Source organism: Micromonospora sp. NPDC047134, from assembly GCF_040643455.1.
GTDB lineage: Bacteria > Actinomycetota > Actinomycetes > Mycobacteriales > Micromonosporaceae > Micromonospora.
Genome location: NZ_JBEYUI010000033.1, coordinates 1 through 24,426 on the forward strand (window position 1 = coordinate 1; position 24,426 = coordinate 24,426).

Genomic DNA, 24,426 nt, shown 5'->3' on the forward strand with positions numbered 1-24,426 from the left:
AGAAATCAAAGACCTCCAGCCGGCACGGGGCATAAACTACTTGGCACTGGCTTATCAAACACCCTGTTGAGTTCTCAAAGAACAACCACACACCATCAGACAACCCACCAGGGCCACCATCCGGGGCTACCGTTCCGCTCCCGCACCCGCCGCTCTCGCGCCGGGCACTTTTACTACGTTACCTCACCGTCTGGCCCGTGTCAACCGGTGTGTCCCGGTCCGTCACGCTTCATCTGGTTCGGCACCCGCGATCCAGCGCAGCGGAGATCCGCTTTGCCAGTTCATCGGATTTGGCAGGCCGGCCGCTGCGGTCTCCCGCAGGCTCGCCCGGTGCCCTGCCGGTCGTGAACCTTACCCGGTCGGTTTCGCTCCGCCAAATCCGCCTCCCGGCGAATCCTGCGAGCACCATCCGGTCCGAGCCTGGCCAGGAAGTTCCCCTCCAGGACCCGGTGCCAATCGGTGCGGGCTCTCGGGTCTTTCGCCCCGTTTCGCCCGTTCCGCGCTGGCAGAGAGAAAGTTACGCGTCCGACGGAATGATCGTCAAATCGAGCGGGAGCGGCCCCGGTCACACTCCGCGGGACACCCTCAGCACGGCCGACCTGGCGTACCGATGGGTGTCGAAGGGTTGCCGGACTCAGGGCGTACGGCGGGATGCTGCTCTCCAGGCGCGGAGGCCGAGCAGGCCGACGGTCGTGCCGATGGCGAGCGAGGCGCCGATCAGCAACGCGTGCACCCAGAGAAAGCCGGTCGCCGGCCAGTCCCCGACCACTGAGCTGGCCCACGACCTGGGGTCGTTCCAGATGGCCAGGGCGAAGCGGGGCCAGATCACCCAGGTCCAGACCCCGACCCCGGTGAGGAAGACCGCCCAACCCCGCGACAGCACCATGGGGGCCGAGTATGCCAGCGGCGTCACCGGGGCGGTGAGCAAGCGGGTTTGATCGGTACGGTTGAGCACATGAATCCGCCGCTTAGCCGTGCCAACGCGGAGGCGCACCTCTACATGGATCTGCACGCCTGCTCGTGTGGGTCCACCCGGTTCCCCCGGCACAGTTCCGTCGTCGTGTTGGCCGACGGTGACCTGGCCAGCCGCTACACCGGTGCCTGCGAGGGTTGCGGCGAGGAACGGGAGTTCGTCTTCCGGCTACCGGCCACCCCGACCGATGCGGGTGGCGGGTTCCGGTACGGCGGTGACGAGCCCTCCCAGTTGCTCGATCCGGGCGAATGGCTGCTGGTGGCCGACGCGTACGCCGCATCGGTGCCGGCGGAGACCACCGGTGAGGCGGCACAGCGGGCGCGGGCCGCACTCACCCGTGCCGTCGCCGCCTTGGACGAGGTGGTCAAGTTCGCCCCCGACGGGGCAGAAATCCCCGGTGCGGCCTTCGTCAGCGACCGGGGTCGGCAGCTGCACCAGCGTGAGCCGGGCCGGTTCCGGCGCGAGCGGCTGGCCGCGGTCCGGGTCGCGTACGCCGACCTGCTGACCCAGCTCGGTTGACCGCCACCAGCCCGCTCACCTGGGGCCGTTCTCCTGGTCGGTGGCGAACTGGGCGGGAGGCAGGTCAGTCAGATCCAGCGGAGTCAGTCGACCGATGAGCACCGGCATGGACTCCGCCACCGGGCGCAACTTGCGTTCCCGGGCCAGGGAGGCCGCCGGGCCGGGTGGACCGACCATGTCCTGCTCGTGCAGGAAGTGGATCACCTCGTTGCCGGTCGTTGCTGCCGAGACCACCAGCAGGCCTCCCGAGGGCCTGGCGATGACCAGCCAGTCCCGCGACAGCCAGGGGTCCCGATGGACCCGCTGGGCGTGCACCAGATCAACGGCCGGGTGCTGCGGGTGCACCCCGAACAGCGGGCGTTCCGGCATCAGGGTGAACGGAATACCCGGAATGTGATGCTCCACCTCGGGCAGGGCGCCGTTGTTCCGGCCCAGCCAGTCGCGGTACTCCATCGGCAGCCGCACCCCGAGGGCAGCCTCCACCGAGCGGAGCTGCTCCTCGTCCAGCCGGCCGTAGGGGCGCAGCCGGGCCGGCTCCCACGGCCGGGCGGTCGGCGACTCCGCCGGCTCCTCGTCGTCCACCCGGCGAACGATGACCTCCCACTCGTCCAGGCTGGACATGGTGAGATCGGCGAACCGCCACCTCTCCTCACCGACCGGGAAGGTCTCACCGAGGGTGAGTTCGTAGTCGCGATCCTCCCCGCCCCCGAAGGGCATGACGATGATCTCGGCGCGTACCGGCGGCCCGACATCGACCCAACGGACCCCGAACCGGGCCGGTCCGACGTTGGCCGTGGCATTGTTCGCGATGGCGGCGACAGCAGTGAAGGAGCGCAACGCTTCTCTCCCGGTTCTCCCGGCTGGGCGTCAGGGGCCTGCTCAGAACGGGCCGTAGTTGCGCGGGTCGGTGGCGGTGCCGGGCGGCAGGATCTGCACCGCCGGTTGATCGTCGGGCTCCTTCGGGGTCAGCTTTCCGATGAACTCCCCCATCGACCAGGCCACCGCCCGCAGCTTCCGCTCCCGTATCGCCGAGGCGGCCGGGCCGGGCGGGCCCAGCAGGTCCAGCTCGTGCAGGAAGTAGACATGTCCGTTGGGTGTCTGCGTGCCGATCACCAGCAGCCCGCCGAAGGGATTGGCGATCACCAGCCAGTCCGGCGAAAGCCACGGATCCCGATGTACGCGCTGCGCGTGCACCAGGTCGAAGGGCGGGTACTGAGGGTGCATCCCGAACAGCGGACGCTCGGGCAGCAGCGAGAAGGGTGCACCGGGGATGTGGTGCTCGCCTTCGGGCAGGGCTCCGTTGTTCCGGCGCAGCCAGTCGCGGTAGTCCGGCGGAAGCGGACGCCCCAGCGCCGCCTCGACCGACTGGAGTTGCGCCTCGTCTAGTTGCCCGTACGGGCGCAAGCGTGCCCGCTTCCAGAGGTGGCCGGTGGGCGGCTCCATCACCTCGTCCTCGTCCACCCGACGGATCTTCACCTGCCAGTGGTTGGCACTGGTCATGTCGAGATCCGCGAAGCGCCAGGTCTCCTCGCCAACCGGAAAGGTCTCGCCGAGGGTCACCTCGTACCGCGTGGTGTCTCCCTCCCGACGCGGCATGACGACGATTTCGGCACGCACCGGTGGTCCCACGTCGACCCAACGCACCCCGAGTCGGGCGGACCCGATGTCGGTCGGGACGTTGTTTCGGATCGCTGTGTTGGCGGTGAAGGATCGCAACGGCTGTCCCCCTGTCCCTGTGGCCGGCATCCTCAGCCGTCAATCATCTCGTGCAGCGCGGACTCCTGCGGAAGCTTAAACCCGAGCACCTCGCGGGCGATCCGCTCCGCCTCGACCCGCCCGACGTTGAGCGACCTCCCGACGGCGGCCGCACCGGTGGCCAGCCAGTGGGCCTCCCGCTGGCTGCCACCGGATGACAGCACCACGCCCAGGCCGCTAACCGAACCGTCCTCACCGAGGAGCGCAAGGTAGCTGACGACGGCCCGCTCCTCTTCCAGGTCGGTGCGCCCCAGGGTGTGTCGGCGCGGCTTGTCCCCGGCCGTCACGACCGTCGTCTCCGCCGCCCGCGGCGCCGGGATCGAGGTCGTCAGCGGCGTCGTCAATTGGGCAGGTGGGACGTAAGGGCTGGTCGGTGCGCTGGCCTGCGGGGTGGGGGTGGTGCCTGCGACATCCAGGTGGGCGTAGCCGGACCCCATCAGGTTCAGGAAGTCCCGGACCGGAATCGGTGCGGGATGTTCGTGACCCCATGGGTTGCGCAGCTGCACCAGGCCGCCGGTCACCGACACGACCTCGTAGGCGTGCTGGGCGTAGAGCCCGAACGGCAGACTGGCAAGTCCCGGCGGGTAGGCGCCCTCGGGCCGGGTACCGGCGATCACCGGGCTCCCGGCGGCCAGGAGGGCGGCCAGCCTAGCGGCCACTGCGGCCTCCTGCCCCGGTCTGGTGTCGAAGAGCGACATGCGGCTCGGCGCACCGGTCAACTGGGTCATCAGTTCGGCCTGGAGGACGCCGGTGCTGCCCACGTCCAGCCGGGCGTAGCCGAGCGGGGCCGCCCGATGCGGATCGTCCTTGCTGTGCCAACTGCTCCAGTCCCGCTGCCAGGCGTCGCGTCGCTGGTCGGTCCAGGTCCGGTCGACCGCCGCCAGCGCCTTCTCCAGCACCGCCGCCCAGCCGGAGCCGTTCACCGAGCTGTCGGCATAGGCAGACATCCCCGGGCTGCCCGCATGCAGGGGCACATCCGGCCGTACGGTGATCCGCAGGCGCCGTCCGGTGGGTGTCGAGGTGCCGCCGTGCAGCAGGCTCTCGTGCAGCAGCACGTCGACCGTGCCGTCCGGGTTCGGTTGGAAAAGTCTCGCCAGCGCATCCGGCCGGTGCCCGGCGACGGCCGCCATGGTGGCCAGCATTCCGCAGTCCCCGAGTACGCCCTGGTTCACCTGCTCGCGGCGCGGTGGGCCGTCGAAGAGTGGCGCTGGTCGCCCGGTGCGGTCGTCCAGGGCCTGGCCGTACTCGACCGGGCGACTAGCGTGGGGCAGGGTGACCCGGTCGGCGACCACGGCCACCTCGCTGCCGCTGACGGTCGGCTCGACCTCGACCTCGACCTCGACCTCGACGATCGTGCTGGGATCCGGGGGCAGCATCGCCCGCAGCGCGTCGGTGAGCGCGTTCGGGACCAGCGCCATCAGCCGGGCGTCGCTCTGGTAGTGGAAGCCGTGGGTGTTGAGCACCGCCATCGCGGCGGGGTTGGACCCGTACGCGGCACGGAAGGCGGCGGTCACCCGGCTGCGGTCCTCGGCCAGCAGTGACCTGCGGCCGGCCTCGGTGTTCAGGTCGAAGGCGGGGGCCGACACCGAGAGTTCAAACTCGGGTGCGCCGTCGAGGGTGTAGGGGCGCAGGTCGAAGCGGCCGGTCAGGTCGATGTAGACGCCGTCGGCGGCCAGCCGGTCGGCCAGCGGCGGATCGGTGCGGCGGATCGAGTCCAGGGCGGCCGGCGGCAGGGCGATGACCTGCCCGGCCAGGGCCGGCATCCGGGGCAGGGAGGACTGGGTCTGCTCCCCCTGCACGGCCAGCTCGCGCAGCTTGGCGGTGATTTCGGCGGCCGTGGAGGGCCGGAAGTCGGGGGCCAGCCGGGCCCGGTAGTCGATGGCCCGGAAACGTTCCACCCGGTTCGGATTCGGGTTCACGGCCAGTACCCCGGCCACCGCCTCCGGGGTGATCGTCGGCACGCTCAACCGGATCACCTGGTGCCACACGTCGGCGGGGAGCAGCGCCAGCCGGGCCGCTGCCTGCGGCGTACCCCAGCGTAGGCCGAGCCGGTCGACCACGGCGTCGATCTCGCGGCGCAGGACCAGCCGGGTGCTCGGGTCGGCGTCCGGGTACGCGGCGGCCAGCAGGCGCAGCTCCGCCAGCCGGCCCCGATCGCGGGCGGTGAGACCGGCCGGGTCGATGGGTTGCTCGGCGGCGCCCTGGTCGAAGAGTCCGGTCTGGGCCTGGCCGGTCTCGTGCCGGGCCAGCAGTTCGGCCAGCTCGTGGGCCATCGCGCGGTCCACCACGGGATCGAGGGCCCGGTCGGAGACCGTCAGGGTGAAGGTGCCATCGAGGTTGCGGGTCGTCTGGGCCACCGTCGTGCCGGTGAGAGGGCCGGTGGTGACCTGGACCCGCAGCGGCGGCAGCCCGCCCGCCCGCACCTCGAAGACCTCCGGTCCGACGGCCACGACCTGGTCCGCGCCGATCGTGTCGGCCAGGGTGGGCAGCACCAGCCGGGCCCGGTCGAGCACCCCGGTCGGATCGGCCGTCGGTCGACCCTGCCCGTGGAAGTCGGAGTCCGGCAGCGCCGCCACGCTGCTCTGCGCCACCTCGATGTGCCCGTACCAGGGGCTCATCAGATCCAGGAAGGCACGTACCGGCATCGGGGTCGGGTGGCTGGCGTTCCAGGGGTTACGCAGCTGCACCTGCCCGTTCGCCACGGACACGACCTCGTAGGCGTGGCCGGGGATGAGGTTGTACGGGGGTTTGGCGGGGTACCGGGCGGCCGGCAGGGTTCCGGTGATCACCGGACTGCCGGCGGCCAGCAGGGTGGCCAACCGGGCCTCCGCCTCGGCTTCCCGGCCGGGGGTCGGGTCGAGTTGACTCACGCTGCTGGGCAGGCCGGTCAGTTGGGTGAGCAGTTCCGCCTGCACCAGCCGGCTGCTGCCGTTGCCCAGGCGGGCGTACCCGAGGGGGGCGGCCTGGTGCGGATCCGCCCCGGGTCGGGCGCTCCACTGCTGTTGCCACAGGTCGTGGCGCTGCGGGGTCCAGGTGCGGTCCACCGCGGCGATCGCCTTCTCCAGCAGTGAGGCCCAGGAGGTACCGACCGTCGACTGGTCGGCGTATGCGCTGCGACCGTTGGATTGGGGGTGCAGCGGTACGTCCGGCCAGACCGTGACCCGCAACTGGCGTCCGGTCGGGGTGACGGACTCACCGGGGCCGTCGGCCTCGTGCAGCAGCACGTCGACCGAGCCGTCCGGGTTGGGGTGGAACATCTCAGCGATCGTGTCCGGCAGGTGGCCGGCCACCGCGCCGATCACCGCGATCATGCCGCAGTCGCCGAGCGCCCCCTGCTGCACCTCCTCCCGCTTGGGTGGCCCGTCGAACAGGGGTGCCGGCTGTCCGGTCCGGAGGTCCAGGGCCGGGCCGTAGGTCGGACCGGGCGTGGTGGGGGTGTCCGGTGGCAGGGTCACCCGGTCGGCCACCACCCGGGTGTCGCCGGAGGGCCCCTGGGTCGAGGTGCTCTCGCCCTGGGGGGTCGGGGCGGGCGGGACGGGGGTGATGCTGCGCAGCATGTCCGTCAGGACGTCCGGCACCAGCCCCATCCACCGGGCGGTGCCCTGGTAGTGGAAGTCGTGGTCGGCCAGCAGGGCTGCGGCCTGGTCGCCGCGCAGCCCCCGCAGGGCGGCGCGGGCCCGTTGCCGGTCCTCGTGCAGTTGGGCCTGCCGACCGGCCGCCGTGCCGAGGTCGTACGCCGGCCGGGCCGCGCCGAGGTCGATGGCCGGCACCTCCGCCACCATGTACGGGCGCAGATCGTAGCGGCCGGTCAGGTCGACATAGACCCCTTCGCGGGCCAGCCGGTCGGCGAGCGGGGGGTCCACCGCCCGGACCCGGTCCAGCTGTGCCGGGGGGATGCCGATGATCTGTCCCGCGAAGGCCGGCATCCGTGGCATACCGGACTGGGTGTGTTCCGCCTCGACGGCCAACTCCCGCAGCCGGGCGGGCAGCTCCGCCCCCTGCGGCACCTGGAAGTCGGGGGCCAGCCGGGACCGGTAGTCGATCAACCGAATCCGTTCGACCTCGGTGAGGGTGGGCGCCCCGGCGAGCACCTTCGACACCGCCTCCGGAGTCAGCGCGGGGACGCTGAGCTGCATCAGATGGGCCAGCACCTCGGGCGGAAGCAGCCCCCACCGGGCCCGGACACCCGGGTCACCCACCCGCAGCCCGAGGTGTCCGGCCAGGGCGTCGATCTCGGCGCGTACGGCCCGTCGACCCTGGGCGTCCGTGGTGTCGTACCCGGCGGCGAGCAGCCGGATCTCGGCGAGCCGACCCCGGTCGTGGGCGGTGAGCCCGGAGGGGTCGATCGGACCGCGTACATTGCCCGGGTCCAGTGGACCGACCAGCGCCCGACCGGTCTCGTGCAGGGCGACCAGTTCGGCCACCTCGTGGGCCAGGGCCCGGACCACCGCATGGTCTGCCGCCCGGTCCGACACGGTGACCGTGAAGGTCCCGTCGGGGTCGCGGACCGACTGGGCCACCACGGCGTCGGCCAACGGCCCGGCGGTGAGCCGCACGGTCAGCGGCGGCTGCCCGGCCGGACGGATCTCGAACCGGTCCGGACCGACCGGTACCACCGCCTCCACCTGCGCGTACGGTGCCACCTGCGGCAGGGCGGTCCGCGCCAGCTCCAGCACCGCAACCGGGTCGGGGGCCGGTCTGCCCAGCCCGTGGAAGGTCGAACCCGGCACGGCCCCGGCGGTGAGCGAGCCGGCCGTCGATACCCTGCCGTCATGGCCACGCCCGCCGAGCTGTACGCCGCCATCCTGGCCGCCCCCGACGACCTCGACCTGCGTCGCCGGTTCGCCGACGCCATCGAGGCCACCGACCCCGACCACGCCGAGCTGATCCGCGCCGCCCTGGCGGGAACCCGGCCCGACCGGGCGGCCGCCCTGCGGTACCGGCGCGTCGTGGCCCGGCTCGCCGCTCCGGTCGCCCACCGACTCGTCGACTGGAAGGTGCGCCACGGACTCGTCGAACTGGTGACGATGACGGCCAGCGCCTTCGTCGACCACGGTGCCGAGGTCTTCGCCCACCTTCCGGTCCGCCACCTGACCCTCATCGAGGCGACCGGGCTGATGCCGCAGGTCGCCGCCGTCCCCAGCCTGGGGCGCCTGGTCGCCCTCGACCTGAGCGACAACCCGATCGGTGACGACGGCCTCGCCGCGCTGGCCGCCTCCGCGTATTTGGGTCGGTTGCGGTGGCTGGGGTTGGCCAGTTGCGGCCTCGGGCCGGCCGGGGCCGAGGCCCTCGCCGCCAGCCGTAACCTTCCCGCCCTGCGCTACGTCGAATGGTGGGGCAACTCCGTCGAGGTCGTCGCCAAGGGCGTCGGGCAGGACATCGACGGCCGGCCCGTCGGAGTCGAGATGCCGCCCCTGGGCCGGGAACTGGACGCCCGGTACGGCCCCCTGCCCTGGCTCGACATCCAGTGGGGTTGGCGGCTGCTCGGGGTCGCCCGCTGGGACGAGGTCTGAGGGCACCTCCGGGGCGCCCAGGTTCGCCTCGGCGATCCGCTGGGCGTGGAATCGGATGCTGGGCGGGATGCCCCGGGAATCGTCCGGCAGGGCGGCGGCCTGGTCCACGATGGTCTGCCGCAGCGTTGGGCCTACCTTGGCCAGCAGGGGGGCGGCCACCACGGCACCGCCGAGCACCCGCAACTGGCCGCTGGGGTCCCGCAGGCCCAGCACGTCGGCCGGGCCGTCGTACGCGGTGGCCGGCCCGTGCAGGGGCGCCAGGCTCACCTGGGAGAGCAGGTCGGCGACGCCCCCGGGATATTCCGGGGCCTGACCGATCGAGAAGACCACCCGGTCGTACGTCTGTCGGGTGCCGTCGGTGAACTCGACCAGGAATCCGCCGTCCACGGTGTGTCGCAGACTGACGATCTCCCGCAGCGACTGGGTCGCCTGGCTGCGTACGGAGTCGGCGTAGGCCCCGACCTCAGGCAGGGTGTTGCGCCGGTTGAAGCCGCCGCCGAAGCTGTGCCGCAACCGGGCCTCGGCGTCCTGTGCGGGATCGCCGGTCAACTGCTGCGGTGGTGGGTCCACCGCCCGGGCCGACCAGTCGACGCTGCCCGCCGGAGAGGCCACAGCCTGCTCGATGTCCCAGGCGCCGGAGGCACCGGCGCCGAAGACGAGCACCCGGTCGCCGGGTCCGTAGGCGTCGGCCAGATTCTGCCCGCCGAAGTCGACCGCCGGGGCGGACCGACGGGGATCAGCGAAGGAGCCGTCCGGCGCGTGACCCAGTCGGGTGCGTACCTCCTCGGCCAGGGTGCCGGGGTCCACCGGCCGGCCCTCGGGGTCGAAGACCTGCCCGGTCCCGGGGTCCACGGCGTAGCCGGAGATCGGATCGGCCACCAGCGGATCGGTGGGCCGCCCGGTGAGGTCCGTCAGCAGGGGGGCGGCGGAGGGGTTGGCACCGAGGACGGTGCGTACCGTGGCCGGCAGGGTGTCCGGGTCGACCGGGGTGCCGTCGGGGGCGTGGAACACCGGGGTCGGACCGGACCGGTCGACCCGGTAGCCGGTGGCCGGGTCTACGTACCGGCCGGTGGTGGTGACGGGCGCGTTCGGTACCCGGGAGGGGCCGGGTCCGGAGGCGACATCGACCGAGGCGGTGAAGAACTGCCGCCCGCCCACGGTGACCCGGAAGTTGGCGCCGGCCGGCCACCCCACCGCATCGGCCGGGCGGGGGGTGATCGCGGTCGCCATGCCCTGGTAGGTGGGCATTCCGCTGAGGGCCCGGGCCGCCCCCACCGCGTCGGCGAAGACGTCGGAGGGGGTGAACTGGGTGCCCGCCTCGGCCAGGTCGGCCGGCTGGAACGGCAGCCCGGGCAGCTCCAACTCCGAGGGAACCTGGCCCATCAGCAGGGACTGTCGCTCCGCCCAGGGGTCATGGCCCTGGGACACGCAGAGCACCGGGGGTAGGCCGGTGCCGGTGTCCGGGGCGGCTCCCATGGTGACGAAGTCGGCCGTGGCGGCCCAACCCCCACCGATCACCAGCCGACCGAAGACGTGCTCCGGCGCGGTGTCCAGGGCCGCGTCGACCCTGGCGGTCAGGGCCAGGTCGGCGTCGTTGCGCAGCGCGGTGGCCTGCTGCGCCCAGGTACGGGCCTCGGCGCGGATCGCCGACTTCGCGGCGCGCAGGTCCGTGACGAGTTGCTCGCCGGTCGCCTGGCCGATCAGGTTCTCGACCGCCGGGGCGACCGGACCCAGGTGGCTGCGGATCAGTTCCAGCCGGGCCCGCGCCGCCTCCGGTCCGACCACCGGGACGTTGCCACCCAGCCCGTGTACGGCGTGGGTCGGGTCCTGCTCCAGCAGGCCGCTGGTGACGAGCAGGCTCAACGCCTCGGCCTGCAACTGACCGGCCCGGGCCGCATCCGTGGTGGCCGCGCTGTCGGCGAGCACCACCCGCAGTTCGGCCAGCCGGCCGATGTCCCGGGCGGTCAGGACCCGGTTGCCGTCGTACTCGGGTCGGGCGCCCTCGGCCAGGGCCGTGGTGGCGTCGGTACGCAGGTCGACCGCGCGGTCCTGGGCGACCGTGTCCACCTCCGCGAGCATCGCGGACACCGCCCGCCGGACATGGTCCGGGTGGGCGCCGGTGGACACCTGCACCACGGCACCCTCGGCGGTGTATCCGACCGTTGCCACCGGCGCGAAGGGCACCCCGGCCGGTGGGTCGGTCAGCTCGATCCGTACTCGGTAGGGACCCTCCGCCGTGTCCAGGGTGACCGTGGCGGCGGCCGGGTCCACCCTCGACTGCTCGGGCAGCGGGCCGTCGGTCAGCGCCGCTTGCACGGCCTCGGCGGTCCGGGCCGCATCGATGTCGAGCAGGGCGCCACCGAAGGTCGTACCGGCGGCGGCCTGCCGCAGGTCGGGCCCCTCAGCGGCGGCCGGGTCGGAGTCGGAGCCCGGCGGCCCGGCCGGTCCGTCGAAGTCGGCGGAATCGGTCGGGCTGCCCGGATCGCTCGGATCGGCGGGGTCGGTCGGGCCGTCCGGGTCGGTCAGGCTGTCGGTTCCGGTTCGGGCCAGACCTGTCGACCCTTGATCCGGCCCTCGCGTCGGGCCTGGGAGTACTCCTCCATGATCCGCCGGGGTGGCAGGCTGGAGTGAACCGTGATCACTCCCGTCCGGTCGATGATGTAGCTGCCCTGGCCCACCTGCATCCCCGAGGCCCGTTCCTGCTCCGAGAGCCTCTCCCGGGCCAGCCAGCCGAACTCGAACTCCCGAATCACTATCGGATTCCCGGTCCCCAGCAGCCGGCTGATCAGCGTCAGCGCCTCGTCCTCGGTCAACTCGCCCCTCTCCGTCAGGCACCATCATCGCCCAGAGGGCGTGGGTGTCCCGCACGTCGGCGACCGGCATGTCCACCGACGCCGTGCCCGTCTGGGGATCCCACCACACCGGCGCCTCGGCGTCGGCCGGAAAGACGATCACGAAGGCGTGCGAACCGTCGACCTGCGGTTGGCCGTTCTCGTCCAGGACGACATTCCCGGCGCCGTCGAGGAACAACCAGTCGGCGACGACGAGGGCCGAGGCACCCGGACCGGCGTCGGCCACCTGCTGGTACAGGTCGGCGTACTGGGCGGCCACCGCCTCCGTACGGGCCGACAGGTCGGTGGGCAGGGCATCCGGGCCGCCGATCCACTGCCCGCCGATCCACGCCTCGGCCCGCTCCAGTCCGCCCTGCTCCCCGGAGAGCCGGTCGATCGATCCGTCGGCCAGCCGGTCCGGCCACCGTGGGCGTGACACCTGCGGGTCACCGTGGAAGCTGGCCAGGGCCGACAGCGAACTGTCCAGACAGTTGTTGCTCCGGCCCGGCCGATCCGGCCCGCCGTCGTTGACCAACCGCCCGTACGGGTGGGTGGAGGGGTCGGCGAACACCGCGTACCCCTGCGGGGTGACCAGGCTGGCGGCCAGGTCGTCCTGGAAGCGGGGATTCTCCAGCGGCGCCAGCTCGCCCGGCCCGAACCGCCGGCTCTCCGGAAGCGAGGGCGACCCCGGGGTCAGGTCGCCCGGCGGCAGATCTCCGTCAGTTCGGCCTCCGTCGGCAGCGGCACCCTGGTGAAGTGAGCCACCTGGCGTTCCGCGGTCGCCCGGTCCACCCGTTCGATCGCGTGGCGTTCCGGATTCGCCCACAGGATCGCCGCCGCCACGTCCGGACGGAAGGTCCACGCGCCCGTCGGACGGTCCCAGATCACCGCCTGGGTCGGTCCCGAACTCTGCGCCTCGGCGATCACGTTGACCGGTGGGCCCGTCGGATCGTCCGGTCTCCGCAGGAGGAAGTAGCCGAACGTCAGCGCCGTCATGCGGGCCCCCCATCAGGTCAGGATCCAGACCGGGCAGGTCGGACGCCGTCAATCCTCGCGCGGCGAGCACCTCGGCGAAGGTCTGACCCTGCTGACCGAGCGAGTCGAGATACGACTGGCGGGTACCCGCCTGCGCGGGCGAGGACATCCACTTCGCGAAGCTGGTGTTCTTCGGGGTGTCGAACCGCGCGGTGTCCATCCCGCCCGGCATCCTCGCCGCGATGCCGTTGGCCTTGTTGATCGCGAGGATGTCCAGGAAGGCGTGGATCCGGGCGGCCGGTGTCTGCGCGGGATCCCGCATCACCTCGTACGGCACATGGGTCTGCTTGCCGATCGCGTAACTGGTCGCCGTCGGGAACTGCAACTCGAAGGTGCGTCCGGTCGGCGAGGTCAGGGTGCAGTTCAGGCCGAAGAACCGGTTACCCGGGTGCCAGAAGTTCTTCAGGTCGGTGACCTGGTAGCCCTGCGCCTCCAGCGAGGACAGCACGGCGTCCACCGCCGGCCCGTACGCCTCGGTCTCCGGTCCCTGCACCGAGAACCGCACCACGTCGTTGACGCTCTCCAGCGCGGAGTCCAGGTCGTAGCCCAGCGGTTCCCACTCGGTGCGGTACTTGCGGGCCAGCGACTCGGCACCCTTGACCCGGTGCTGCTCGCCGAGGGTGCTCAGCGCGTCCGCACCGGTCAGCCCGAGCCGGGCGTTCACCTCGGCGTTGACTCCGTGCAGGTCGGCCAGGATCCGATCGGCGTCCTGGCGCGCCTCGGCCAGCGCCTCGTGCAGGGTCGCCTGATCCGACTCTGGGAGCCCGTCCAGGTAGGGGCTCGGCGCCGGGTCGCCGTCCGGTGCCGGATCGCCGGGGCCCCCGGTTCCGGGAGAGCTGCCAGGATCACTCGGGCTGTCGGATCTGGTGCCGGCCGGGCCGGACCGGGTCTCGGTCTCCGGGTTCCCGCCCTGCTGATCGGACTGGCCGGGGGGTACCTGGGTCCCGTCGGGCGCCGTCGAGTCCGGGGGTGCCGGTGGCCGGGTCTCCGTTTCGGTGTCGGTGACCGAGGGGCGATGCGGGTCGCCCTCGGCGTCGAGCACGATCGACCAGACGTTGCCCGGTTGGCCGTGTACCGGCTCGCGGTCGGAGACCAACTGGTTCTGGGCGTCGACCCAGATGATGGTGCCCTCGTGGTTGACGGCGTTCCAGGTGTGCGCCCCGTTGCCGTCCGGCTGGGTGGTGATGATCAGGGCCGCCGAGCCGGGGCCGGCGGCCCGCAGCGCGTCGGCGACCGCCTCCAGCCCGGGGTTGCCGGCTCCCTGGTGGGTGAACTCGGTACGCAGGGCCTGCTCCTGCCGGGCCGTGCTGCCCTGTTCCACCTGGGCGGACGCAGCAGTCGGCGCAGCCACCTCCGGCCGACCGAACCAGGTGGCCAGGACGGAGAGCCCGACGTCCGCGCAGTTGTTGTCCCGCCCCGGGACGGTCGGGCCCCCGTCGTTGACCAGGCTCGCCCACTGCCCGACGCGGGGATCCGGGTGCACCAGGGGTCGGCCGGTCGACTGGTCCCGGGGCACGGCCGCGTCGAGGTTCTGCTGGTCGGTCTGGGCCGGGGGGACCAGGCCGTTCGGGTCGCCGTAGGGTCGGTTGTCGCTCAACGGCGGTCCGTTGCCGACCACACCGGGGACCGGCGGCTGGTAGGTCTGGGAGTCCCGCTCCGGGTCCGCGATCGGCTCGATGGCGAACTGCGGCAGGAAGTGGGCGCAGGAACGGCAGGGCGGCCGGTGGTGCCCCAGGTCGTAGACGATGTCGTTCTGCCGCGCCGGTTTCACCTGATGAGTGATGATCTTGGCGCCGTTGAAGGCGTCCAGCGCGTACTGCTCGAACTGACCGGGCTGACCCGCCTCACGCCACTGGGTTTCGAGCCGGTAGAGCTGGTCCGAGACCAGGGCCACCTCGGCACACTTGCCGTGCCCGGCGCCGATCCCGTCCGGCAGGGCCGCCGCCGTACGATCCAGTGCGGCCTGCGCCAGCGGATGCACGGCCGGTTGAGTCGGCGGCTTGGTGCCCTTGTCCGCCGTCATGCTGGTGTGGGTCGTGATGCCACCGTCGGACATCAGCAGGGCACCGGAAGTGCCGGGCTGCTTGGCCCGGGAGATCGAGCCGTCCTTCACCGCCCGCCGGGCGGCCTCGGCGAGGGCCCGGGACGCCTCGATCAGGGCTTGCTCCGCCTCCGGGCCGGTCGGATCGCCGTCGACCGTCGTCGGGGCCGTCTGCCAGCTGTGGGTACCGCCCCCGGTCGGTCCTTCGGAACGCCGAACAGTGTTCGGGTCCACCGGGCCCCGGCCGGTGCCCGGCACCGCCGGATCGCCCGACTGGAGGTTCCCCGTGCTGACCGGGGGCACGATGACAACCGGCCCGCCGTTCGTCGACCGATCCGCCGGATCCACCGGGGCAGCCGGTTCGGCCCGGTCGGCCGGTTCGGCCCGGTCGGCCGCCGGGTCCGTGGCAGCGTCCGGGGTCCCGGGCGTGGCATCCACCTCGGTTCCCGTACGCGCGGGGGTGGTGTTCGCATCGGCCCCTGCGGGCGCGGAGGCGACATTCGGTCTACCGCCGGCCGTCTCGGCCGGGGCGGCAGGGCCGGCCTCAACCTGCGGGGCCGGACCGGCATGGGTCTGCGAGGCCGGGTTGGCAGTGGTCGGTGGGGTCGGACTGGTGTTGGTGGGCGGGGCCAGCGAGACCGATCCGGCCGAGTTCGCGGCCGTGGTGTTGGTCGGTGCTCTCGGAGCAGGTGCCGTTTGGGTGCCGGTGTTGCCGGTGGTGGGGGTGGTGGCCGCCGGGGTTCCCGGCGTGGAGGCCGAGGGGGTCGGCGAGGAGGTCGACGGCGTGGGGGCGGTATTGCCAGCGGGCGGCGCGGTGGTCGCCTGCGGCGGGCTCACCGTGCTGGTCGGTGCGACCGTGGCCGGGGTCGGTCCGGCCGTAGAGCCGACCGGTGGTGCGCCGGGCACCATGGCCGAGGGGAGGTCCGCGGCGAGCGGATCCGCCCCGGCTACGACCGGGCCGTAGGTACCGTCGCCGCTCGTACCGCTGCGGCTGCTGTCCGGAGCCGGGCCTACGCCGGGAGTATGGCCGGCCGAGGTGTCGACAGGCGCAGTCTGCACGGCATCGGGCGAGGTGTCGGCCGAGGAACCCTGAGTTCGATCGCCGGTGGTGTCGACCGCGGGAGCCTGAGCCTGGTTGCCGGTGTTGCCGGCAGCGGGACTCTGGGACCGGTCACCGGTGGTGTTCGTCGGGGTGTCTCTAGCGGCCTGCTCGGCTGGCGGCCCGCCGTCGACCCGGTCGGCCGGGCCGGTCTGCTCGGTGGAGCCGGACCCGGGGCGGTCGGTGGTGGGGGCCTCGCTGACCGGCGTCGCCGGATCGGCCCGGCTGCCGTCCGGGGTGGTCTCTCCGACCGGGCCAGCCGGAGTGCCTTCGTTCGGCCCCCCGCCGCCGCCGGTGGTGGTGGCCGCCTCGTCGGGCGGGGGCGCCCCGGTGGTCTCGTCGACCCGCCCGCCGGCTGCGGCGAGGCTCTGGTCGGTGGCACCGCTGGCCAGGTCCACATCGCCGGTGCCCGGAGAACCAGCCGTCGGGGAGCCGACTGTCGGGGAACCCTCGGAGGGTGCCGTGACGGCCGGATCGGTCGTTGCCGGCGCGAGGCTGATCGAGCCCGAGCCGCTCTGCGGTACGGTCCCGCCGCCGGACTGGCTGGTCCCCCCGCCCTGCTGGCCGGTACCGGTCTCCGTGTCTCCACCGCTGGGGCCGCTCGACGAGCCCCCGTCCGTGCCGGTGTTGCCGAGGTTGCCGAGGTCCACCCCACCTACCCCGGAGGAAGGATCGAAACCTGCGCCGAGACCCCCGGTATTGGTCGAGACGTTCAGCCGGTCCAGGCCCAGGTTGGTGACCTTCGCGGCCATGTTGCCGGTGGCGCCACCGGCGAGGGTGGCGCCGGTACGGCCGGCACCGCTGGCGAATCCGCCGAGGAAGGCGTCCGCGCCGGGGAGGACGAACTGTTGGTTGACGCTGGCGTTGGCGAGCACACTCGCGGCCGGTGAGATGAGGGCGTTCTGGGCACCGGAGGCGATGCTGTTGCCGCCCCAGCGCACCAACCCGCTGCCCGGGAAGGACAACCGGTTCGGGCTGAACGAGAAGGGCATCTTGGGGGCGACCTTGCGACCGGCCCAGTTCATGCCGGAACCCAGCACGGCACCGTAGGCGCCGCCCACGCCCGCCGTCATGGTCCGGTTGCCGTCCCACTGACGTCGCTCGCCGCTGCGCATCTGGTACGCCTGGGCACCGACGTCGATGATCAGCTCCTCGCCGATCTCCTCCAGCAGCTCCAGGCCCAGCCGGTTGAGGCCCTGCCGGAAGCCCTGACTCGTGACGATCTGCCCGACCCGGGACCCGGCGGTGCGCAGGGCCGCCTGCATTCCTGCCCGGGTGAGCATCTGTCGTCCCATCTGGGTGATGAGCCGACGGAAGGCGACCGTCACGGCCTGTCGGCCGGCGGCCAGGATGCCCGGGATGGCACCGGCGGAGACCCCACCCAGCCAGGCCATCAGCAGGGCGACGAAGACCGCGATGACCGTGATCATGACGGCGATCAGCACGGTCAGTTTGGCGTACTCGATCTCCAGGGCCGCCTGGTCGCAACCGGATGCGTACGCGGCGGCGATCTCGTGGATCAGGGGCAGGCCGGTGTTCGGGTCCACCCCGATCTGGTTCCACAGGGCTCCGAAAGCCTCGCCGGCCCCGCCACCCCAGTTCTGGAGGATCTTCATGACCGCCGGGTCGGCCTCGGAGAGGGTCTCCCGCACCAGGTCAGCCAGGGACTGCCAGGCATCGGCCAGCTCGCGCATCCGGTCCTCGTCACCGGTGGGCCACGCCTCACCGGCGCTGACCCAGCAGATGGCGTCCCAGACCCAGCCGTACTCGCCCAGCGAGTTCTTGGGATTGGGTATCGCCACCCCGTGCGCCCCTCTGTCCGATGTCTACCGCGAAGTGGGAACGGCTACTTGCCGCCGCCTCCGAACAGCGTCTTGACCATGTCGTCGGTATCCACGGTGCCCTCCACGGCGCCCTTGACCGCCGGGCCCATCTGCTCCACCACGGGCACGATGTCGCCAGTCAGGTCCAGCACCTTCTGCGCCGGCTGCTCACCGTCCAGGTAGCTCTTGTTGAACTCCTTGCCGGGCTCATCGTCGCCCCAGGGCCGGGCACCGTTGAGGGTGTTGATGGTGCCGGCGAGACCCCGCCAACGAGCGGCCAGGTGGGCACCGGCGGTGGTCAGGGTGGCGGCACCCTCCAACGCGCCGTCCGGGTTGACGAAAGTCTCGCGGAGCTCGGTCATCGCTTGTCCTCCCCGGGCAGGTCACTGTCCAACTGGCGGAAGATGCCGTCTAGGTCGTGGTCGATGTAGGCCTGGAACTGGCTGTCCGGCACGTACGGCTGGAGCAGTCGCTCGACCTCGCCCATCACCTTTGCGGTGGCGCGGTGGATGGTCTCGGTGACCGTGGCGGACAGTTCCTTGGAGTTCGGGCGGCGGTAGATGCGCGGGTCGAACTCGACCTTCGTCACCTGACCGCGCGGCCCGACGGTGACGGTGACCAGACCGTCGTCGGAGGTGACCGTCGCCTTCACCGTCTTGAGCTGCTGCTGAAGGTCGCCGACCCCGGAGCGCATCCGCTCGAACTGGGCCATCAGCTCGTCGGCACGAGCGCGCAGCGCCTGTACGTCCATGGCGGTGTCCCTCCCCCGTCGCGCCCCTGCCACATGACGACTCGACCATACTGAATGTAGGCGACATCAGGGATGGGCGACCGGTGGCTAGGATTCACCGGCACCGGTCGACCGGAGGTGAGCACGAATGGCCCGCAGCCGTCCTATGGCGACATTTGCCCTGATGGGGGCGGTGCTGACCACGGCACTCGCGGTCCCTGCTCCGGCGCCGGCCCAGGCAGATCCGGCGATATGCCAGAATCCGAGCGACCCCGGTGAGGTCAACACCGAGACCCCCTGGCACCAGCGGTGGCTGGCCCCGCAGCGGGTGTGGCCCTTCAGCACGGGTGCCCAGGTACGGGTAGCGGTGATCGACTCCGGTACCGACAGTAGTCATCCCCAGTTGGCGGGGCGGGTGGCCACCGGATTCGACGCCCTGCGCGGCGCACCCGGCGGCGACGTGGACTGCGTCTCGCACGGTACGGCGGTCGCCAGCATCATCGCCGCCACCCGGCAGGAGGGGGTGGGCTTCCACGGCCTGGCGCCGGACGCCACGATCGTGCCGATCCGGGTCAGCGAGCGCAATGCCACCGAGAGCGCGGACACCGCCGGTGCCTCTGTCAGCGGTGCGGTCTTCGGCCAGGCGATCATGCGGGCGGTCGACGACGGCGCCAAGGTGATCAACATGTCGGTGACCCTCTACCGCCCGGACCCTGACGTGGAGCGGGCGATCCGGTACGCGGTCGACAAGGATGTCGTACTGGTCGCCGCCGTCGGCAACCTGCACCAGGACGGTGCCCGGCCCGATCCGGTGCCCTACCCCGCCAGCTACGAGGGGGTGATCGGGGTGGGCGCCATCGACGAGACCGGCTCCCGGTTCCGGCAGTCCCAGATCGGCCCGTACGTGGACATCGTGGCCCCGGGTGGAGCGGTGGTGGCGGCGACCAGGTTGACCGGTCACGCCGCCTACGACGGCACCAGCTTCGCCACTCCGATGGTCAGCGCGACGGCCGCGCTGATCCGGGCGGCGGAGCCGGGGCTGTCGGCCAAGGAGGTCACTCGGCGGATTCTGGCCACCGCCGACCCGGCCCGGGGCGACGCGGCACAGGGCTACGGCAGCGGAGTGGTCAACCCGTACCGTGCGGTCACCGAACGACTGACCACCGCGAAGCCGGTGGCGCCCCCGCCGCTGCCGGAGGTGCCGCAGAACGCCGCGGCCCAGGCCCGTGCCGAACGCTGGGCCTTGTTCGGCCAGTTGGCCCTCTGGATCGGGCTGGGCCTGGCCATCCTCTCGATCGGGGTGGCGGTGCTGGCTGGTCTGCTGCCGCGCGGGCGGCGTACCCGGTGGCGGCCGACCCGACCGGCCGCGCCCCCGCCCGCCCGGCCGGAGATCGACGAGCCCGAGGAGGCCTTCTTCCGGGTGCCCTCCTCGACCTCGCGGGGCTGACGGCAGCCGCGAACCCACCGGGGGCAGACATGACGATGGCCCGGCGGATCGCCGGGCCATCGGATGCAGCGGTAGCGGCTCAGCCGTTGAATTTGGCCCGGTTGGCCGCCTCGCGGGCCTGCATCTTGCCGGCCGACTCGCGCAGCGCCCGCTCGATCCGGGTGAGCAGGTCACGCAGGTCGTTGGCGGCGGACTCCCACTCGCGCTGGCGCTGGAAGTACGCCTCGCGGGCGTCGCCGTCCCAGGTGGCCAGCAGCGGGGCGATGCCCGACTTGAGGCCCTCCAGCTCGCTGGTCATGTTCCGGACCGAACCGTTGCAGCTGTCGGCCGCCGCGTTCAGACCGGCGAAGTTGTACTTGATTTCCATCGTGAATTCCCCCGTCAGAGCTTCAGTGCTGCGGTGATCTGACCGGCGGTCGCACCGGCGGTGTCCATGTCGGCCCGGATCTCCTCGTCGCTGACGTCGTAGTCCTTACCGGCCGAACCGACGGCCTCGGCGATCGCGCGCAGCGCGACGTTCAGCCGGGCCATGTCCTGGTCGAACCGCTCACGAACCTGCTGGAACGAACCCGCACCAGCACCCTTCCACTGGTCGTAGAGCGGCGCGAGCTGGTTCATTAGCCCGTTCAGGTTGCTGGTGAGCCGATCGGCGACAGCATCGACGTCACCCTCGGTCTTCAGCATCAAGCCGGTGTCGGTACGCATCGACATGGCGGAAGTCACCCCCGTCCTCGTTTGGGATCGCCCCGCGGGCATCGGGGGCGGTCTTTAAGTCGGCGCTCACGCACCATCGTCGCTCGAACGGTAACGGGTCGCATCCAGCCCGCGCTAGACCAGCGACTCAGCTACCCCTCCATTATGGGCATTGGCCGTCATTCCGGATCAAGTGCCTGTTTCGCAGTGGTCGGATCGAGGGCAGGTCCGGAGGGCAACCGCACCACCAGGCTCGCCGGCAGGCGTACCGGTTGGACACCGGAGTAGCCGAGCATCGCCGGCACTCCCTCGGAGGCCAGCGGATAGCGATAGCCCAGGTCGGTGACCAGGTTCAGGGTGCCATTGTCCTGATCGGGCGAGGACAGGGCATTGACCAGTACCCCGTAGCCGGGCTCGATGACCACCCGGTCGGCCAGCGGGACTCCGCTGCCGGTCTGCTCCCGGGTCCGCACCGGTTCGCGTACCGGCTCGACCTGCGCGTCCAGCAGCACGGTCGGTTCGTCCTGGCCGGGCTGGTACTCCGCACAGATGGCCGGGTCGCTGCCGCTGAGCCGGGCGATCTCCGGGCGCTGCTCCGGTGCGCGGTGTCGCCCCTGCTGGGGCGGGGAGGCCTTGGGGGCGGCGGCGGCGGTACCGGCGGCGAGTTCGATCGGGGCGGGCTTGCTCCCGTCCTGGTACGCGGCCTGGGTCTCGCCGTCGGCCAGCAGGACGTCCGCCTGGACGGGGGTGATCGGGACCAGCCGCTCCCGCTCCACGACGTAGTACTGGCGGCTGTCGTTCTGGCTCTTGACCACATAGACCTGACCGACCCGGGCGTTCGGCAGGGCGGTGGAGGAGGCACCCCGATCGGACACCCGCCGGGGAGTGATCGTCTCACCGGCGGGCAGGGCGTTCAGCCAGGCCCCGCCGACCTCGACCACCGGTTCGGCGGTCATCACCAGCCCCTCCAGCACGACCTTCTCGTTGCGGATCTCGTACCGGTGGTCGCGCCAGACCAGGTGCAGCCGCTTGGTCTTGCGGTCGCGGACCAGCACGGCCGCGTCGCCCGGCTCCCGGCCCCCGCTGGGGGCCCGGCCGACCGTCAGCACGGTGGTGGCGACGACGCCCCCGGCCGCGTCCCGGGCGGGCTGGGTGCACAGGGTCCACGCACCGTCCAGGATGCGGCCCGGTGCCGGCAGCGCGTCCGGCGCGTCCGGGATGCCGATGCGGGGACCTCGGGGGGTGCCGACCAGGGAGTTACGGGAGACCGAGACCGTCGGCGCGGCCGATTCCAGGGCCAGCAGGGCGGAGGCGTAGTTGACCACGGGGTGCAGCCGGCCCTCCCGGTACAGGTACCGGGTGCCGGTCTCCTTCTCCAGGATGACCCCGCCGCCGTCCTTCCACTTGGTAGCCCCACCCGGGCGAAGCAGGCCGTACACCCCGACCCCGGCCAGGCAGAGCACCGCCACCATGACACTGGCGAAGCCGGCACCACCCAGCCGACGGAACGGCGCCGCCTCCGGATCCGGCTCACGAGCCACCAGAGCGGAGGTCATCCGCTGCACGAAGAACTGGTACGACTGAACCTGGTCCCGCCGCGACGGCATGGCACCCTCCCCCTGGCGTACGCCGGCACGGTCACGATCGCCGGACCGCGGTGCCTACCATAGGCACGATGTCGAGTCCGCCGGTTCCCGCATCCGGCGTCGACCCTCGACGCCGAGGACGGCAGCCCGAGGAGCGCAACGATGATCAGTCGTGACCAGGCCCTGGCGATCGCCCGGCAATGGGCCGCCGCCGGTCGGCCCGGGCCCCCGCCCGAGGTCTTCCTGCACGAATTCGACCTGGGCTATGTCGCATGGCGGGCCGAGCCGGCGGGTGCGGCCACCGAGGACCCCCCGGCACCGCCACCGGCCACGGGTTACCCCCGGGCGGTCATCGACCGGCAGACCGGGGAGGTGTCCCAGTGGCCGTCGCTGCCGGAGCACCTGATCGCCGAGCGGTACACCCGCCGCCAGGCGGCCGAGGGTCGCTTCCCCCCGGAGGTACGCCACGTCCTGGAGTCGGCCGGATGGTTCCCCGGGCGGGATGTCACCTCGGCGGTGGAGCACTGGATGGTCCGGTTCGCCGATGATCTGGCCGGCCTGGAGTGTCCCCCCGCGGCACGGGCCGCCCTGATCGAGTTCGGTGGCCTGACCCTGCCCCAGTTCGGCCGCAGCGGCCGGCCCGGCGGTGGCTTCACCAGCTATCTCCACCCCACCCGCGGTGGGGTGACGACCGAGGGCGCCCGGGGTTTCATCGAGGAGTACGACACTCTGGTCTACCCGATCGGCAACAACGAGGACGGCCCCTCCGAGCTGGTGATGGATGCCCAGGGACGGGTCTTCCTGCTGCACTGGGCCGACGAGTTCCTCGTCGGGCCGGATCTGGACTCGGCCATCGTCAGCCTGATCCGGGGCGATGAGATGACCGAGGCCAGTGAGCTCGACTGGTGAGGGTCAGCCGTTGATCGCCCGCATGAAGGCGTACAGGCCCAGCACGCTGCAGGCCACCGGCACCACGGCGAGTTGGAGCAGGATGTCCAGGACGTCACCGAACCGGGCCAGCCGGGGTGAGGGGGCCCGCCGGCTGTAGGCGAGCCCGGCGGCGGCGGAGACCCCGGCGGCCACCAGGGCCACCGGCAACACGGCCAGCACCCGACCGGCCGTGGAAGCGTCCGCGGCGCCGACCAGCGGCAGCAGACCCAGCCCCACCAGGCCGACGGCCAGCATCGGGACCCGGTGCCGGACGGTCGGCACCAGCCGGGCCCGCAGCAGGTAGCCCAACGAGATCACGGCGGAGAGCAGCAGGGCGGCGGTGGTCCCGGTGGCGGTGAGCACCACCAGGCAGCCGATGGTGACCAGGAAGGCACCGAAGATCATGCCGGTGAGCACCTCGTCGGCCCGGGCGGTGGCCTGGTAGATCACCTCCCGCTTGGGTTGCGGTTCGTCGCGCAGCAGGTCCTCGGCGGTACGCGGCAGGGCCGGCATCGGCATCTTGCCCAGCCGTACGGAGAGCAGCGGCATGGCCGGCAGCAGCAGGGCCACCGCGCTGACCACCACGGCGCTGCCCTGTGCGGCGTCCATCGAGCCCAGGGCCAGCAGTCCACCGACCATGCCCCAGAAGCCGACGAAGACCGCCGCCACGAAGACCCGCGTGGCGTCCCCCACCCCGAGCAGGCCGAGCAGACCGGACAGCAGCAGCACGGCCGAGCCGAGCAGGATGTGCGGTGCCCCCAGGGCCCACACCGACTCCCCGGTGCCGATCACCAGCACCCCGCCGACGAAGGCGTAGGGCAGGCCGGCGGCGGCCACCACCGCACCGGCCAGGGAGTCGGCCATCGCCCGGGACAGCACGATGCCGCTGATCAGCAGCAGCGCGGCGGCGCCGAGGGCCACCGCGCCACCGAGCCAACCGGGTTGTTCGGAGGTCACGATCACGGCCAGGCCGAACAGCAGCAGCACCCCGGCCACGATCAGGCCGGTCAGCCGGGTGGCGAACGGGGTCCAGGCCACCCCCCGCCGCCGGGCCCCGTCGGCCACGGCCTCCATCAGATCGTCGTACGCCAGCTCCGGCCACTCGGTGCGGCGGGGCACCAGGTGCAGGGTCTCGCCGTCGCGGACGTTCTGGGCGGCGAGGGTACGGCTCAGGTCGATGGCACTGCCGTCACTGCGACGCAGCATCCAGCCACCGTGGGCGGTGCCGTCCGAAGGCTCCTCGTCGGCTTGACGCAGCACCGCAGGCAGCAGCCCGACCAGCGGCAGGTGCTCGGGCAGGGCTAGATCCAGCCGCCGACTGGGTGCGACGACGGCGATACGCGCGAGTCCGGTTCCGGCCTGGGTGACCACTGAAGACCCTTCGGTACGCGAAGCGGGCTCGATCGATCGGCCCGCTGCTGTCATGACGGGTGAAGGCTACCTACCATGTG

General features: G+C 72.2%; 13 protein-coding genes. 3 read left to right on the top strand and 10 right to left on the bottom strand.

Features of this window, described 5'->3' with window-relative positions:
* Positions 1-634 precede the first annotated feature (634 nt).
* Positions 635-886: a hypothetical protein gene (locus ABZ795_RS26240; protein ID WP_357532288.1), complete on the bottom strand. Its 252-nt coding sequence runs from the start codon at positions 884-886 to the stop codon at positions 635-637.
* A 69-nt stretch (positions 887-955) separates the two neighbouring features.
* Between ABZ795_RS26240 and ABZ795_RS26245 the strand changes: the two genes are divergently transcribed.
* Entirely contained in the window at positions 956-1,492 is a 537-nt protein-coding gene (locus ABZ795_RS26245) for a hypothetical protein (protein WP_357532289.1), read from the top strand.
* A 15-nt stretch (positions 1,493-1,507) separates the two neighbouring features.
* Here ABZ795_RS26245 and ABZ795_RS26250 read toward each other — a convergent pair whose 3' ends face one another.
* Genes ABZ795_RS26250 through ABZ795_RS26270 form a run of 5 tightly spaced genes read right to left on the bottom strand, consistent with a single transcriptional unit; the run spans position 1,508 to position 18,340 of the window.
* Positions 1,508-2,329, bottom strand: a complete 822-nt coding sequence (locus ABZ795_RS26250) for a DUF6406 domain-containing protein (RefSeq protein WP_357532290.1) — start codon at positions 2,327-2,329, stop codon at positions 1,508-1,510.
* Between the two features lie 42 nt (positions 2,330-2,371).
* Positions 2,372-3,238, bottom strand: coding sequence for a DUF6406 domain-containing protein (locus ABZ795_RS26255; protein WP_357532291.1), 867 nt, complete (start codon positions 3,236-3,238; stop codon positions 2,372-2,374).
* A gap of 2 nt (positions 3,239-3,240) precedes the next feature.
* Positions 3,241-17,568, bottom strand: coding sequence for a toxin glutamine deamidase domain-containing protein (locus tag ABZ795_RS26260; RefSeq protein ID WP_357532312.1), 14,328 nt, complete (start codon positions 17,566-17,568; stop codon positions 3,241-3,243).
* A gap of 44 nt (positions 17,569-17,612) precedes the next feature.
* On the bottom strand, positions 17,613-17,951 hold the full coding sequence (locus tag ABZ795_RS26265; RefSeq protein ID WP_327023661.1) for a hypothetical protein: 339 nt from the start codon (positions 17,949-17,951) through the stop codon (positions 17,613-17,615).
* Positions 17,948-18,340, bottom strand: a complete 393-nt coding sequence (locus ABZ795_RS26270) for a YbaB/EbfC family nucleoid-associated protein (protein WP_327023659.1) — start codon at positions 18,338-18,340, stop codon at positions 17,948-17,950. The genes ABZ795_RS26265 and ABZ795_RS26270 overlap by 4 nt, the downstream gene beginning before the upstream one ends.
* Positions 18,341-18,485: 145 nt before the next feature.
* Between ABZ795_RS26270 and mycP the strand changes: the two genes are divergently transcribed.
* The gene (gene mycP, locus ABZ795_RS26275) at positions 18,486-19,766 is read left to right on the top strand and encodes a type VII secretion-associated serine protease mycosin (protein ID WP_357532292.1); all 1,281 of its coding nucleotides are present in this window, start codon (positions 18,486-18,488) and stop codon (positions 19,764-19,766) included.
* A gap of 79 nt (positions 19,767-19,845) precedes the next feature.
* Here mycP and ABZ795_RS26280 read toward each other — a convergent pair whose 3' ends face one another.
* From ABZ795_RS26280 to eccB, 3 genes are all read right to left on the bottom strand, one after another.
* A complete protein-coding gene (locus ABZ795_RS26280) occupies positions 19,846-20,133 on the bottom strand; it encodes a WXG100 family type VII secretion target (RefSeq protein WP_327023657.1) in 288 nt (95 codons plus the stop codon).
* A gap of 14 nt (positions 20,134-20,147) precedes the next feature.
* A complete protein-coding gene (locus ABZ795_RS26285) occupies positions 20,148-20,477 on the bottom strand; it encodes a WXG100 family type VII secretion target (RefSeq protein WP_327027368.1) in 330 nt (109 codons plus the stop codon).
* 161 nt (positions 20,478-20,638) lie between these two features.
* Positions 20,639-22,066 carry a type VII secretion protein EccB gene (eccB, locus tag ABZ795_RS26290; RefSeq protein WP_357532293.1) on the bottom strand — a complete coding sequence of 476 codons (1,428 nt, stop codon included), beginning with the start codon at positions 22,064-22,066 and terminating at the stop codon, positions 20,639-20,641.
* A 141-nt stretch (positions 22,067-22,207) separates the two neighbouring features.
* Here eccB and ABZ795_RS26295 point away from each other — a divergent pair, with 141 nt between their 5' ends.
* Positions 22,208-22,954 carry an SUKH-3 domain-containing protein gene (locus ABZ795_RS26295; protein WP_357532294.1) on the top strand — a complete coding sequence of 249 codons (747 nt, stop codon included), beginning with the start codon at positions 22,208-22,210 and terminating at the stop codon, positions 22,952-22,954.
* 3 nt (positions 22,955-22,957) lie between these two features.
* On the opposite strand, the gene eccD is transcribed toward ABZ795_RS26295, so the two are convergent.
* Positions 22,958-24,346 (bottom strand): type VII secretion integral membrane protein EccD, encoded by a 1,389-nt coding sequence (eccD, locus tag ABZ795_RS26300; RefSeq protein ID WP_357532295.1) that lies wholly within the window; start codon positions 24,344-24,346, stop codon positions 22,958-22,960.
* Between the last annotated feature and the right edge of the window lie 80 nt (positions 24,347-24,426).